The following is a 13,784-nucleotide window of genomic DNA, read 5'->3' on the forward strand; positions in this document are numbered from 1 at the left end:
TCAGGCGATCTTACTTGATCTTGCCTTCCTTGTACTCGACGTGCTTGCGCGCGACCGGGTCATACTTGCGTACGACCATCTTCTCGGTCATGGTGCGTGCGTTTTTCTTGGTCACGTAGAAATGGCCCGTGCCCGCGGTCGAGTTCAGACGGATCTTGATGGTCGTCGGCTTCGCCATTGGTCTTCTCCTGCGCCGGGACGGCGGCCTTGGCCCCCTACCCCGTGAAATTCGTCATGAAGCCTGCCTTTTAAAGCTGCGCGCGTTCCTGTCAACCGGAATCTCGCAGCGGGCTCAGTTCTGCGACAGGCGGGTCGGCATCCGGTAGAAATGATGCACGCCAATCGTTGTGGTCCGTGGGAACACACGTGCCCAACGCGGGTTGACCGCACGGGTGTGGTAATGCGTAGCGCCGTCGGTCAAGGGACGGTCGGCGCCGTTGATCATCATCTTCGCCACCTTGCCGACACGCGCATAGGCGCGCGGCTCGGCAACCACTTCCTTGTGTCCGTCACAGGTGTAGGTGAACTGACACTGGTACTTGCGGCCCGTGCCCTGATTGACCACGCCACAGACACTGTCGGGAAATTCGGCGCTGTCGACACGGTTCATGATAACCTCGGCGACGGCGAACTGCCCCTTGACGGTCTCGCCGCGCGCTTCGAAATACAGCGCCTCCGCCAAGCACGACCATTGCGCGCCGCCCGACACCTTGGGCTGCGCATCGAGCCATTCACGGCTGTAGGTCAGGCCCACCTCGGGGCGTTGCATGTAGCTCAACAACCGGTTTTGCGAGATGGAAGACAACGCGCGCGTCTCCTCTTCCATCAGTTTTTTCACCGGAGTCTCGGCCACGGCGGGGCCTGTCAGGGCCACCAAAATCAACATCGCGAATCTCAACATGCCGTCCTCCATGCGGTTTGACAGGGCGAAAGGCCCCTTGGCATTCCGGCGGGGATATATCATGAAAGGCGTTTGAGTCTAGCTTGCCCACGGGACGGAAGGCCGCCGCGCAATAAACGACAAGCGCGACTGCCGGTCGGCATACAGGATGTTGTCGAAACCGGCGCCGCGCCTACCCGATCCTGTCTTTCACGGCCAACTGTGCGGCAGCAAGTCGCGCCACCGGAACCCGGAAGGGCGAGCAACTCACATAGTCAAACCCGGCTTCTCGACAAAAAGCGATTGATTCGGGATTCCCACCATGCTCCCCACAAATGGAGAGCACAATATCATTTCGCGCAGATCGGCCGCGTTCGGCCCCGATCCGCAACAATTCCCCGACACCTTCAACATCGAGCGTATGGAAAGGGTCTTCGGGATAGACACCCTGCTGCACGTACTCCGACATGAAACGCCCCGCGTCATCGCGGCTCAGGCCATAGGTCATCTGGGTCAGGTCGTTCGTCCCGAAGGACAAAAACGCCACCTGCGGCGCGATCTCACCGGCGCGCAACGCGGCGCGCGGGGTCTCGACCATTACCCCCAGACGATAGGTAAAGTCCTGCCCCGTCTCGGCCCGCACGGCGGCGGCCACCGCATCAATCCGGCCCTTCACAAGCTCCACCTCACGACAGGCCGACACCAGCGGGATCATGATCTCCGGCACCACCGGCTCGCCTTCATGGCTGGCCGCGATGGTGGCCTCGAAAATTGCCCGCGCCTGCATGTCGTAAATCTCGGGCACCGTGATCCCCAAACGCACCCCGCGCATGCCCAGCATGGGGTTATATTCGCCCAAGGCCTCCACCCGCCGGGTCACATCCGACAAAGGCAAATCCAAGGCCTCGGCCAATTCGCGCATACCGGTCCGGTCGGTCGGCAGAAACTCGTGCAACGGCGGGTCAAACAGGCGAATGCACACCGGCTGCCCCTGCATGATACGGAACAGATCAATGAAGTCCGCCCGCTGCATCGGCAACAAAAGCTCCAGTGCCGCCGCACGATCCTCACTTGAATTGGCAAAGATCATTTCGCGCATCGGCGTCAGCCGGTCCAGTTCGAAGAACATGTGTTCGGTCCGGCAAAGCCCGATCCCCTGCGCCCTGAAATTGCGGGCCACTTCGGCATCTGCGGGGGTATCGGCATTGGCCCGCACCGCGATGTCCCGGATGTCATCGGCCCATGTCATCAGCGTTTGGAAACTCTCGTCGCGGGCGGCCTCCAGCATCGGCGCCTGCCCGGCCAGAACCTCGCCATTGCTGCCATCAATGGTAATGATGTCCCCCTCTTTCAGGGTCCGCCCGTCGGGAAATGCCAATTGTCGGCGCTTGACCTGAAACCTGATCTCCGAGGCCCCGACCACACAAGGCAGGCCGATACCCCGGCCAATCACCGCGGCATGGCTCGTCATGCCCCCGCGTTCGGTCAGGATGGCGGCAGCGGCATGCATGCCGCGAATATCCTCGGGGCTGGTTTCGCGCCGCACAAGGATGCAGGCCTCACCGCGCGCCTCGGCGGCCTGTGCCTCATTGGCGGAAAAAACGATCCGGCCGCTGGCGGCGCCGGGGCTGGCCGCGATTCCGCGCGCCAGGACATCGCGTTGCGCTTCGGGGTCAATCTGCCGGTGCAGCAATTCGTTAAGGCCACGCGGCTCCACCCGCATCAAGGCCTCTTCGCGGGAAATGATCCCATCCTCGGCCAAGGCCACCGAAATCGCCACCGCCGAGCGGGCATTGCGTGACACGCGAACGCCATCCAGCAGGTAAACGTCGCCGCTTTCGATGGTGAACTCCGCCTGCATCTCGGCGCGCAGCTTGACGCGCATGATGTTGAGGTACTCCTTGAGCTTGGCAAAGGCCTCGGGCGCCAATTCTTCCAATGATGGACCACGCGGGTCACGCTCCAGATAAAGCGAATCCGCCCCTTTGCTCAGGGCCTCGCGCCCCTGGCTCTGGCTCAGGTAGCGCCCGGTGATCTGCCGCGCGCCCGTGGTGCTGTTGACCAGTTGCATGACACCCGAGCCGCATTCGCCCTTGCCCAGCCCATAGGCCATTTCCTGCACCACCAACCCAAGGCCCGCATCCACCGGCGCCCCCTTGGCTTGTCGCAAAAGGCGCGCCGTTGTGCCTTCCCACGCCCGCGCCATCGACCGCAGAACATGTAAAAGCTGCACCGACGTGTCTTGCGGGAAAGGCTCCTCCATTTCCTCCTCATAGGCGCGCAGGGCTTGGCCCAGCCCCTCGGATGGGTCCTCCGAGACATCATCGAACATGTCCGGATCAAGCCTTGCCACGTGAATGGCGAAGGATTGCACGAAGCGCATGTAAAGTTCGGCCGCTGCCGCCTTGCCGATCCTGTCGCTCAGGACGACATAACTGGCGTCATTCATCCCGATGTTCAGAACCGCCCCCGGCCCGCCCCAATCGGGGTCTTCCGATGACGGGCGCACACATAGTAGCGGCTCATCCCCGAAACCGCGCACCAGCTCTTGCATATCCGGGGCCTCGCCCGCCGCAATGCGATGCACCGCCTCGAATGACAGCGCCACGGTACGCGGCACCGGCAGGTCCAACCGCACCAAGCGTTGCAAACATTTCGCCCGCCCGCCATGGGTTTCGGTGGTCAAGGGCGCGTCGGGGGTGATAAGGGTGATATGGTCTTCGCTATGCTGCACTGCGGCACCTGTGTTGTTCAGTTGCAGCATAAGCCGGAAGCGGCGCAAGGCAAGGGGAAGAGCACCGCAGTTTTCGCAACATCCGACATCGGGTTTCGTACGACTCGTACGACCCCTGATCAGCTTCCCCGCATTTTCGTACGAAAACCGGGGGGTAAGCGTACGAGTCGTACGAAAATCGCGGCGTTAGCCTTCCAATTTGGTCAAATCCGCCGCCTGAAGACAGATATCCCGGATTTTTCCCAGCAAATTCAAGCGGTTCCGGCGCACGATATCCTTGTCGGTGTTCACCTGCACCGCCTCGAAGAACGCGTCGATCGGGGCGCGCAATTTCGCCATGGCTTCCATCGCAGCGGTAAAATCTTCGGCCTTGTTGGCCTTGGCGATATCGGCTTCGGCGGCGTCGAGTGCAGCAAAAAGGTCTTTTTCTTCAGGGACTTCCGCGTATTTCACATCCGGCCCGAAGGAGTATTCGACACCATCTTTTTCCTCGGCCTGCGTCAGGATGTTATTGGCCCGCTTGAACCCCTGAACAAGGTTTTCGCCATCTTCAGTGGCCAAAATCTCACTCAAGGCCTTCGCCCGGGTTGCAATCAACCAAAGGTCATCACCGCCATCCAGCATCAGGCAAGCGTCGATCACATCATGCTTAAGCCCTTGATCTCGCAGGTAAACTTTCAGCCGGTCATGAAAGAAGGCCAGCAAATCGGTGCTCAGATCCGGCACCAGATCGCCCACCGTGCGCAGCAGGCTTCCATCGCTTGTATCCGGCGCGCCGTCCCGGTCCTTGATCTTGTCGATCACCGCCCGGAAGGCTGCGCCGAAAACACCAAATTCTCCAATCTGATCAAGCACTTCTTCCAAAGTGTCGATCTCGCCTTCGCTCGCCTTTCTGCGGTTCAGGCTGATCTTGTGTCGCAACAATTGGCTGTCGATAAAGCGGTCCAGATGCACCCGCAGGCCATTGTCCAGCACGATCCGGATCACCCCAAGCGCCGCCCGGCGCAGGGCAAAGGGGTCCTTTGATCCTGTAGGTCTTTGATTTATAGCCCAAAATCCGGTTAGCGTGTCGATCTTGTCGGCCAGTGCCACAGTCAAAGAAACAGGCGCTTCAGGCACCGCATCAGATGGCCCAAGGGGCGAATAATGCTCCTCACAGGCGGCTGCCACCTCCGCCGGAAGGCCCGCAGCCTCGGCATAGTAACGGCCCATAAGCCCTTGTAATTCCGGGAATTCATAGACCATCTCGGAACTCAGGTCGGCCTTGGCCACCCGCGCGGCCTGCTCGGCCAGATCGGCATCGGCCCCCACTTTCGGCGCAATCTCACACGCAAGGGCCGCGATCCGCGAAATCCGCGCCGCCTGCGTGCCCAACTGCCGCTCAAAGGTGACGTTATCAAGCTGGTCGATCCAAGCCTGCATCCCGGCCTTGGCTTCGCGTAAGTCGTTCTGCCAAAAGAATTTTGCGTCCGAGAGCCGCGCTGACAGAACCTTTTGATTGCCCGCCAGAATGGTCGCGCCATGGTCTGCGGTTTCGATATTGGCGACCGTCACGAAACGCTCAATCCGGCCCGTCTTGGGATTCTTGACCGAAAAAAACTTCTGATGCTCTTTCATCGAGGTCTGCAAAACCTCGGCGGGCAGTTCCAAAAACTCCTCGCCAATCTCGCCCATCAGGACGACGGGCCATTCCACAAGGCCCGAGACTTCGGCCAAAAGCCCTTTATCTTCAACAACTTCCAGCCCGGCGGCGAAAGCCTGATTGGTCGCGTCCTGCCAGATGTGATCGGCCCGTTCCTGCGGGTCGAGGATCACGAAATCACGCTTCAGCTTGGCCTGATAGTCCTCAAATCCGGAGACCGCAAAGCGCCCCTTGCCCATGAACCGGTGCCCTTGGGTCGTGTTACCGGCTTTGATGCCATCGATATCGAAGTCCACCACCGTGGCCTCACCCGCGTCATCGGTGAGGATGCACAGGATCGAATGCAAGGGCCGCACCCACCGCAGGCTTCCCGCGCCCCAGCGCATGGATTTGGGCCACGGGAAGTTGCGCACGGTGTCTTCCAGGACCTCTGCCACGATTTCCGCCGCCGGACGGCCCGGTTTGGTGATCTTGGCAAAATAGACCTGACCCTTCTTTTCATCCCTGATTTCAAGGTCTTCGCGGGACACCCCTGCCCCACGAAGAAAGCCTTCAATGGCCTTTTCCGGCGCATCTACACGGGGGCCTTTACGCTCTTCGGTGACGGTGGGGCTTTCCCCCAACAGTCCCTCAAGCGCCAGTGTCAGGCGACGCGGGGTCGAAAAGGCCTGCGCATGGGCGTAGGTCAGCCCCGCCTCGACCAGCCCGTTGGTCATCTTGGCCTTGAGGTCGTCGGCCGCGCGGCGCTGCATGCGGGCGGGTATTTCCTCGGAGAAGAGTTCGATCAGAAGATCAGGCATTGGTCAGTACCCTTCGGGTGGTTCGGGGCAATTCTCAGGGGCGGTTTCGCCATCAAAGACGACCTCGCCGCAGTCATTTATCTGGTGCCAGACATAGCCACGCCCGTCTTCGGTGATGGCGACGATCCGGTCGATGCCGTATTGGATGTTTTTCTCGCCCAAGAAGGCCAAGGCGCGACCGTCTTCCAAGGCAGCGCCCAATTCGACAGCATCAAAGCAATCAAACCAGCCCGGCGCGACCAAAGGCTCGGCCCCCTCATAGGGTTCATAGGTTTCGCTGAGCATGGCGTGGCTCATGGTGGTGGTGAAACAGGCGCGGTATCGGATTGGGGAGCTATCGGCATCAATAGCTTCGAAATTGTCGTAAAGCACCGGTTCCGGCGCGCCCGAAACAAGCGACGTCATCTGCACGTCATCGGTACCAGTGGCTTTCACCGGTTCGTAATAGGCGTAAATCTGTTGGTAATAGAGGAGCACGCCCGCCAAGATTGCCACGACGACGATCGACCCTCCAAGGATTTTACCCATCACGCTGCGTGCCCTCCGGCTTCGGTCTGCACGAAGGCGTCGGCACATTTCTTGGCCAAGGCCCGCACCCGCCCGATATAGGCCTGCCGTTCAGTGACCGAGATCACCCCCCGCGCATCCAGCAGGTTAAAGAGGTGGCTGGCCTTTATGCATTGATCATAGGCCGGGTGCGCCATGACGATCCGCTTGCCGGTCTTGGGGTCTTCATGTTCTTGGCTCAAGATTGCCTCACACTCCGCCTCGGCCTCCTCGAACTGCTTGAAAAGCACTTCCGTGTTGGCCACGTCGAAGTTCCAGCGGCTGTATTCCTGTTCGGTTTGGCGGAAGACGTCGCCATAAGTCAGGGCAATCGGCGCGTCGGGGTCGTTGAAGGGCATGTCCATCACGTGGTCAATGCCCAGAACATACATTGCCAAGCGTTCCAGACCATAGGTCAATTCACCCGAAACCGGGTGGCAATCATGGCCGCCCACCTGTTGGAAATAGGTGAACTGGCTGACTTCCATACCGTCGCACCAGACCTCCCAACCAAGGCCCCAAGCGCCAAGCGTGGGGCTTTCCCAGTCGTCTTCGACAAAGCGGATGTCATGCAGCGCAATGTCGATACCGATGGCCTTGAGGCTGCCGAGATACAGCTCTTGCAGGTTGGGCGGGCTGGGTTTGATCAACACTTGGTACTGGTAGTAGTGCTGCAACCGGTTGGGGTTCTCGCCATAGCGCCCATCGGTCGGGCGGCGCGAGGGCTGCACATAGGCCGCGGCCCAAGGATTGGAGCCGAGTGAGCGGAGCGTCGTGGCAGGGTGGAACGTGCCCGCACCCACCTCCATGTCATAAGGCTGCATGACGGCACAGCCCTGTTCGGACCAGTAAGATTGCAGCCGCAGGATAATTTCCTGAAAACTGCGGGGTTTGCCGGTTTCTTCCACCATCTTCCTCTCCGGGGCTGAGCGCCTGAAATCGCCGCCCTTACCTACGGCCCCGGCAGAGAAGAATCAATTGCATGGCACGCGATATTTTGGGTGCATACATCCGCAGATTTGCTAAAAGATTCAGAAACACGAACTTTTATCACAAGGGTACGAGCAATTGGGTACTATGGCGCGCATTTTATCGGCACTGATACTGGCAGTTTTGACGATGGCGCCTGCCGCGCAGGCGCAGGACGACGGGCTGGCTTGGGTGCAGATCGAAGCGCAGCCAAGCTTGGCCCAAGCACAACAGAGCATCCGAGGCTATGCCTCTGAATTGCAGGACGTGAACGGGTTTTCGATTGGCAGCGGGTGGTATGCCATCGCATTGGGGCCTTACACGCCGCAGGATGCACAGCAAGTCTTGCGGGTACTGCGCGCCGAAGGAGTTATCCCGCGGGACAGCTATATCGCCGAAAGCAGTGATTACCGACAGCAATTCTGGCCAGTTGGGGCCAACACCCTCGCCGAAGCCGCGCCCGAGGTGCAGGCCACCGACCCTGAGGCCGATGCAAGCGAGTCCCAACAGGAGATAGCCGAGGCCGAGCCTGCCCCGGAACCGCGGATTGCCGAACCTGACGAAACCCCGCGCGAAGCCCGCGCCAGCGAGCGTGACTTGACCCGCGAGCAGCGCGCCGAGTTACAGGAAGCCCTCAAATGGGCCGGATTTTACGGCGGAGCCATTGATGCGGCCTTTGGTCGGGGAACGCGTGGGGCCATGGCCCGTTGGCAGGAAGCCAACAATTTCGAGGAAACAGGCATCTTGACCACAATGCAACGTGCCGAATTGTTGCGCCAGTACAACGAAATCTTGGAAGGTTTGGACTTGCAGGTCGTCCGCGATGAAGACGCTGGTATCGAGATGATCCTGCCAACGGGCGTCGTCAGCTTTGAAAAATACGAGCCGCCGTTTGCGCATTACAGTGCTTCAGCCGATATTGACGCCAAGGTTCTTCTTATCAGTCAGGAAGGTGATGAAGCCACGTTGGCCGGGCTTTACGATATCATGCAAACGCTCGAGATCGTGCCCGAACGTGGCCCGCGAACGCTGGATCGTCGCGCGTTTACCTTGATCGGGGAAGGTGCCCTGAGCATCTCGCACACGCAGGCGTGGCTGAAAGACGGACATGTAAAAGGCTTTACTCTGATCTGGCCGGCAGGCGATGAAGAGCGCCGCACACGGATGCTTGGCGAGATGCAGGAAAGCTTTACCCGGTTGGAAGGTGTGCTTGATCCGACCGCGGGTGTTGCATCGGAGCCGAGCATCGACCTTGTGGCGGGGCTCGAGGTACGTAAGCCTAAACTGTCGCGCTCGGGTTTCTACGTCGATGATGCCGGCACGGTGGTGACAACGGCCGAGGTGACGCAGAACTGCGGCAAAATCACCATCGACGAGGAATATGACGCCCAGCTCACCACCATAAACGAAGAGCTTGGTATCGCGGTTCTGCGCCCGGTGGAGTCGCTGGCCCCAATGAGTGTGGCCGCTTTCCAGAATACCATGCCGCGTCTGCAAGCGGATGTGGCCGTGGCTGGCTATTCCTATGGTGGGGTCCTTGGCGCACCCACACTGACCTTCGGTCAAATCGCGGAATTGCAGGGGTTGAATGGCGAGGACACGCTCAAGCGTCTTGCACTGGCCGCACTTGAAGGCGATGCCGGTGGCCCCGTCGTGGATGCCGGTGGTGCGGTTTTGGGCATGTTGCTGCCCAACCGCATGAAAGAGCGCAGGTTGCCTGAGGGTGTCAGCTTCGCCGCAGATGCGCAGGCGGTAAAGAAGGTCTTGCAAGAGGCGGGCGTGTCCCCTTCGGCAACGAACGATCAAGACCAAATGGCGCCCGAAGCCTTGACCAATCGCGCGGCCAGCATGACCGTCTTGGTGAGTTGCTGGGAATAGCGCTCAAAAGCTGAACAGTTTTCTAAAATGCAAACTTTAATGGCCCTACATTGTGCGGGGCCATTAACAATTCGGTAATATCCATTACGCACTCTGGCCCCATGCGCCAGAATGGCGAACAGGGCAAGACGCCGACAGGCGTGATTGTTTCCCAATCCTCGGACAACTGGTTTCGGCCATGATCGGAAACAGCGCCATTGCTCTCGTGATGGCACAGCATCCGTGCCGACCAGTGCACAGCTTGTCCAGATGCCCGAATGCGTGGGGGCGCAGCCGATAGATCGGCCCAAAAATGGAGTTTACCATGTTGAAGTTTCCACATCTCGCCCTCGGCCTCGCCGTTGCCATGCTTGCCGGTACGGCCGATGCGCAACACCGTATCGCGCCCAAGCTCCAGAATACCGGCGCGGTGCCACCTGCCAACCATCAAGGGCAATGGTGGACGCATCCCTTGGGCTGCGAGTATTCACGGGCAGGACTTCCCGGTGAGAGCGTCTGGTACATCATCGTCAACACGGATCGCAAAGGCTGTCCGCGTCAGATCGTGGTCAAATCGCTGAGCGGGGTCTACTAGGACTGGGCCAATGCTGGCGTCATGTGGATGAGCGTCGGGCGGTCTGCTTTGAAAGCCTCGTTGACTTGCCGCGTCAAGTCCGCAAGCGATGCCGGGCGAAACGCTTGCGCCCCATAAGCGCGCGCGAGGGCCAAAAAATCAGGATTATGCGCGATGACGGAATTGGGCGCAATCTGCGCACCGATCATGCTGTTTTCAATCGCGCCCAGCTTGCCATTGTCCCATAGCAAAATGGGCAATGGCAGGCCCAGCTCCACCGCCGTTCCAAGTTCGGCGATCGTATACTGGAGCCCATAATCACCGATCACGCAACAGGTTGGCAAATCTGGCCGCGCAATTGCACCGCCTATGGATGCAGGAAGGCTGTACCCCAAGGTACCAAAACCTGCCGGGTGATGCCAGAATCCCGGTCTCTCCATGGGCCAGCTTTCCAACGACGCGTAAGCGAATTGCGTCATGTCGGAATAGATTGCCGTCAAATCCGGAAGACTCTTCCGCAGAGCCTCGGCAATAGTCAGGACATTAGGGATTTCAGCATCCACCTCAGCACGCCACCGGGCCTTCGCCGTTCGGACTTTGGCGGGGTCCCATTCGGTCGCCGCCTCGTGTCCATCCAGCGCGGGCAATAGCCGATCAAAGAAGTTTTCAGCGGACGACAGAACGGGCCACCCACATTCCGGCAGGAAACCCGACGGGTCGATGTCTACTTGAATGAGACGCCCACGAATACCTGCATCGTCACGTAGCACATCCGGATGGCTAAGTTCGGTACCTACCAGAACAACCACATCCGCCTGTTCAATAACCGTCCGCGAGTCAGGCCGCGCTAGGTAGCTACCGTAGTTCAATGCATAAGGACCGATCACGCCGCGTCCAGCTTGCGTTTCAAAACAAGCGGCGCCAAGCGCCCGCAGAGCGTCCCGCGCGGGATAACCACATTTTCGCGCACCGCCGCCAAGGATGAACAGCGGTGTCTTGGCAGCAAGGATCGTCTCAATGATCCCGGACATCGGTTTCGCCGCGGCTTCCGACGCGATGACAGGGCGTGGACCCGGCGGCGGTGCTGGGGTCTCCAAGACCGAGATCGGGATTTGGATATGCCGAGGCCGGGCGCGGCCCGTGGACAGTTCGATCAATGCCCGATCAATCAAGGCATAAGCCGCTTCAGGGTTTCGGGCTTCCTCCGACCATTCGCAAACCGTGTCAGCCGCCGCGCGTTGATCCAGCATCTGGTGCAACTGGCCGCGTTGCGCCGCTGTTTCGTCGAGACATGACGAGATCACCAGCATCGGTACACTATCAGAATAGGCCTGCCCCATCGGTGTCATGATATTGCACAGCCCAGGCCCCGTGATGACATAGGCCACGCCGGGCTTTCCAGTGGCGCGGGCGTAGCCATCCGCCATGAAACCCGCCCCCTGTTCGTGGCGGGCCAAGACATGTGTAATGCCTGCTTCTTCGATTCCACGATACAGCTCTTGGTTGTGAACACCGGGAATGCCGAAAATCACGTCCACGCCGCGCGACTTGAGCATGTGCGAAATTTGGGCGCCAAGGGTCTTTTGGGTCATCAAGCTCTCCAGAAACTGATGGTGAAGATTGCATATACAGCAAGGAGTTCCAGCCTTCCGATCAGCATCGCGGCGGTCAAAACCCATTTAGCCGTGTCGTTGAGAGGCGCAAAATTACCGGCCGGGCCGATGATTTCTCCCAAGCCGGGGCCGATATTCGCAAGCGCCGCCGCCGCGCCCGAAATAGAGGTGACGAAATCAAGTCCGGTAAACCCGAGGAAAACGCTGATCAATCCAAGGGTCACGATGAAGAAGACGAAGAAAGACATCACCGAGTTCAACACGTCGTCGTCGATTGGGCGGCCCTGATAACGCGGAGTAAAGACGCCATGCGGCGTATAGATGCGCCGCAATTGCGCCCGGATCGACGCGAAGAGAAGTTGATATCGGAAGATCTTGATCGAACAGGCGGTCGATCCGGCGCAGCCGCCAATCAGCCCGGTGAAAAAAAGCACCGCAATGGGCAAGCCACCCCAAGCCATGTAATCGGTGCTGGCGTATCCCGTGCCGGTCAGGATCGACACAGTGTTGAAAAGCACCTTGCGAAACGCCTGTTCGCTGGCCACTCCCATCTGCAGCATTTGCCAAAGGCTGAGGCCCAGAACGAGGACGCCCGCGGTGACGAAGATACCCCTGACTTGCGGGTCGGTCAAAAGTGGCTTGGCCGTTCCCGCCGTCAGTTGCACGAAGCGCACGAAGGGCAGCGCCGCCAGCATCATGACGCACACGGCGACATATTCGGTCATCGGGCCGAAGGCACCGAACGAAGCGTCGTAGTTGGCAAAGCCGCCTGTGGCCACGGTGGTCATGGCGTGTACCGTCGCGTCAAAGGCGTTCATCCCCGAGGCTAGGTAGCACAGCACGCAAATCAAGGTGAGGCTGAGGTAAATGACCGAGATGCGCGAAGCGATCTCGGTCGCGCGGGGCAGGATTTTCCCCATGGTATCAAACCCCGCCGTGCGGAAAATCTGCATCCCGCCGACGCGAAGCTCTGGCAGGAAAACCATGGCCACGACAATGATCCCGATACCGCCCAACCATTGCAGAATACCGCGCCACAAAAGAAGGCCCTTTGGCAACTCCTCCAAACCGGAAAGGACAGTTGACCCAGTGGTGGTCAGCCCCGACATGGCTTCGAACACGGCGTCGACTACACGCGCTTCGGTGGCACCCAGAAGGAAGGGTATCGCACCAAAAATCGGCAGTGCGACCCAGACACCGGTGGTCAGCAGGAAGGTTTGTTGAATGGTCAGGCCTTCTCGCACGCCATTGCGGCAGGCCAATGCCACAAGCCCTCCGACAAGCATGGTTATCACTGCGCTTTCAGCAAAAACCGGCCAATGACCTCGCGCTTCGGCGATGTCCACCAGCATCGGCAACACCATGGTCGACCCGAGGGCCAGCACCATGAGGCCGATCACATATCCCACGGGGCGCAGATCGATCATGGAGGGCAGAGTTGGCCCGAGCTTCACCGGGTGTCAAGCTACAGTCAGCACTTGCGATGCAGAAGGTCACCGGGGTCAATCAGGCGGCAATCGTCTCTCCCATTACATATGGAATGATGTCTTCTCGCGTAAGCCCAAGAAGTGCGAGTTCAGGGTCTGTCATGGCATGCAGGCGCATAAGCCGCTCGAAATGCATCCGGCTGAGCATGTAGCCGTTCATTCCATGGGCGTGTTCAAGCAAGTACAGATCAAGTTTCTTGCGCCACGTGTCGGGTACGAATTCGATGTCGATGCGGTCTGTCACAGGAACCCCTTTCCTTGTCGGGTGTGGGCTCCTCCCATGCAAACACGATAGCACAATCCGCCGCCTAAAGCAGTGAAAAGGATGCGGGCGATCCGATGTGTTGCACTCAGGCCGCCCACTCCCGGCAGACATCACGCGTAGAACAGGTCGCGATAGACGTAGTGGACGATATCTTCGCGTTTCACGCCGATCTCGGCCAATTCCGCGTCGGATTTCGCTTGAAGGGATTCAATCTGGTCGCGGCGAGAGGCGTTGTAGGCATGTGCCTCGAAAGCCCGGGCCAGCGAAGCAAGGAACGCCGAAATACGGGCGCGAAACCCGCGGTTGGCGGCGCGAATATCAGTGGTCAAAGTCGTCATTGGAAACCTCGTTGCCTTAGGTTGCTACGGTTTGGTTTCCTCCCTGACACCAACAATAGGTCAGCGCACCTGACATGAC

Annotated in this window: 12 protein-coding genes; 2 read left to right on the top strand and 10 right to left on the bottom strand. The window is 59.5% G+C overall.

Features of this window, described 5'->3' with window-relative positions:
- Positions 1-10: 10 nt before the first annotated feature.
- The 6 genes from rpmG to QZ498_RS03795 form a co-directional block, all read right to left on the bottom strand.
- Positions 11-178: a 50S ribosomal protein L33 gene (rpmG, locus tag QZ498_RS03770; RefSeq protein ID WP_039682682.1), complete on the bottom strand. Its 168-nt coding sequence runs from the start codon at positions 176-178 to the stop codon at positions 11-13.
- 114 nt (positions 179-292) lie between these two features.
- Positions 293-901, bottom strand: a complete 609-nt coding sequence (locus QZ498_RS03775) for a cell wall hydrolase (protein WP_294620386.1) — start codon at positions 899-901, stop codon at positions 293-295.
- Positions 902-1,073: 172 nt separating this feature from the next.
- Positions 1,074-3,644, bottom strand: coding sequence for a putative PEP-binding protein (locus QZ498_RS03780; RefSeq protein WP_294620388.1), 2,571 nt, complete (start codon positions 3,642-3,644; stop codon positions 1,074-1,076).
- Positions 3,645-3,800: 156 nt separating this feature from the next.
- Complete coding sequence (gene glyS, locus QZ498_RS03785; RefSeq protein WP_294620390.1) at positions 3,801-6,056, bottom strand: glycine--tRNA ligase subunit beta; 2,256 nt, start codon at positions 6,054-6,056, stop codon at positions 3,801-3,803.
- A 3-nt stretch (positions 6,057-6,059) separates the two neighbouring features.
- Positions 6,060-6,584: a DUF6446 family protein gene (locus QZ498_RS03790; RefSeq protein ID WP_294620392.1), complete on the bottom strand. Its 525-nt coding sequence runs from the start codon at positions 6,582-6,584 to the stop codon at positions 6,060-6,062.
- Positions 6,584-7,513, bottom strand: a complete 930-nt coding sequence (locus tag QZ498_RS03795) for a glycine--tRNA ligase subunit alpha (protein WP_294620394.1) — start codon at positions 7,511-7,513, stop codon at positions 6,584-6,586. Before QZ498_RS03795 ends, QZ498_RS03790 begins: the two co-directional genes overlap by 1 nt.
- Before the next feature lie 208 nt (positions 7,514-7,721).
- Here QZ498_RS03795 and QZ498_RS03800 point away from each other — a divergent pair, with 208 nt between their 5' ends.
- The gene (locus QZ498_RS03800; protein WP_294620396.1) at positions 7,722-9,449 is read left to right on the top strand and encodes a serine protease; all 1,728 of its coding nucleotides are present in this window, start codon (positions 7,722-7,724) and stop codon (positions 9,447-9,449) included.
- 304 nt (positions 9,450-9,753) lie between these two features.
- Positions 9,754-10,023: a hypothetical protein gene (locus QZ498_RS03805; protein ID WP_294620398.1), complete on the top strand. Its 270-nt coding sequence runs from the start codon at positions 9,754-9,756 to the stop codon at positions 10,021-10,023.
- Here the strand turns inward: QZ498_RS03805 and QZ498_RS03810 are convergent.
- From QZ498_RS03810 to QZ498_RS03825, 4 genes are all read right to left on the bottom strand, one after another.
- A complete protein-coding gene (locus QZ498_RS03810) occupies positions 10,020-11,594 on the bottom strand; it encodes a thiamine pyrophosphate-binding protein (RefSeq protein WP_294620400.1) in 1,575 nt (524 codons plus the stop codon). The two genes, QZ498_RS03805 and QZ498_RS03810, sit on opposite strands and share 4 nt — an antisense overlap.
- Positions 11,594-13,042, bottom strand: a complete 1,449-nt coding sequence (locus tag QZ498_RS03815; RefSeq protein WP_294620401.1) for a TrkH family potassium uptake protein — start codon at positions 13,040-13,042, stop codon at positions 11,594-11,596. The genes QZ498_RS03810 and QZ498_RS03815 overlap by 1 nt, the downstream gene beginning before the upstream one ends.
- 79 nt (positions 13,043-13,121) lie before the next feature.
- Positions 13,122-13,346, bottom strand: a complete 225-nt coding sequence (locus QZ498_RS03820) for a DUF1127 domain-containing protein (RefSeq protein WP_294620403.1) — start codon at positions 13,344-13,346, stop codon at positions 13,122-13,124.
- Between the two features lie 131 nt (positions 13,347-13,477).
- Positions 13,478-13,705, bottom strand: coding sequence for a hypothetical protein (locus QZ498_RS03825; protein WP_294620405.1), 228 nt, complete (start codon positions 13,703-13,705; stop codon positions 13,478-13,480).
- Between the last annotated feature and the right edge of the window lie 79 nt (positions 13,706-13,784).

Source organism: uncultured Roseovarius sp. (assembly GCF_913057115.1).
Classification (GTDB): domain Bacteria; phylum Pseudomonadota; class Alphaproteobacteria; order Rhodobacterales; family Rhodobacteraceae; genus Roseovarius.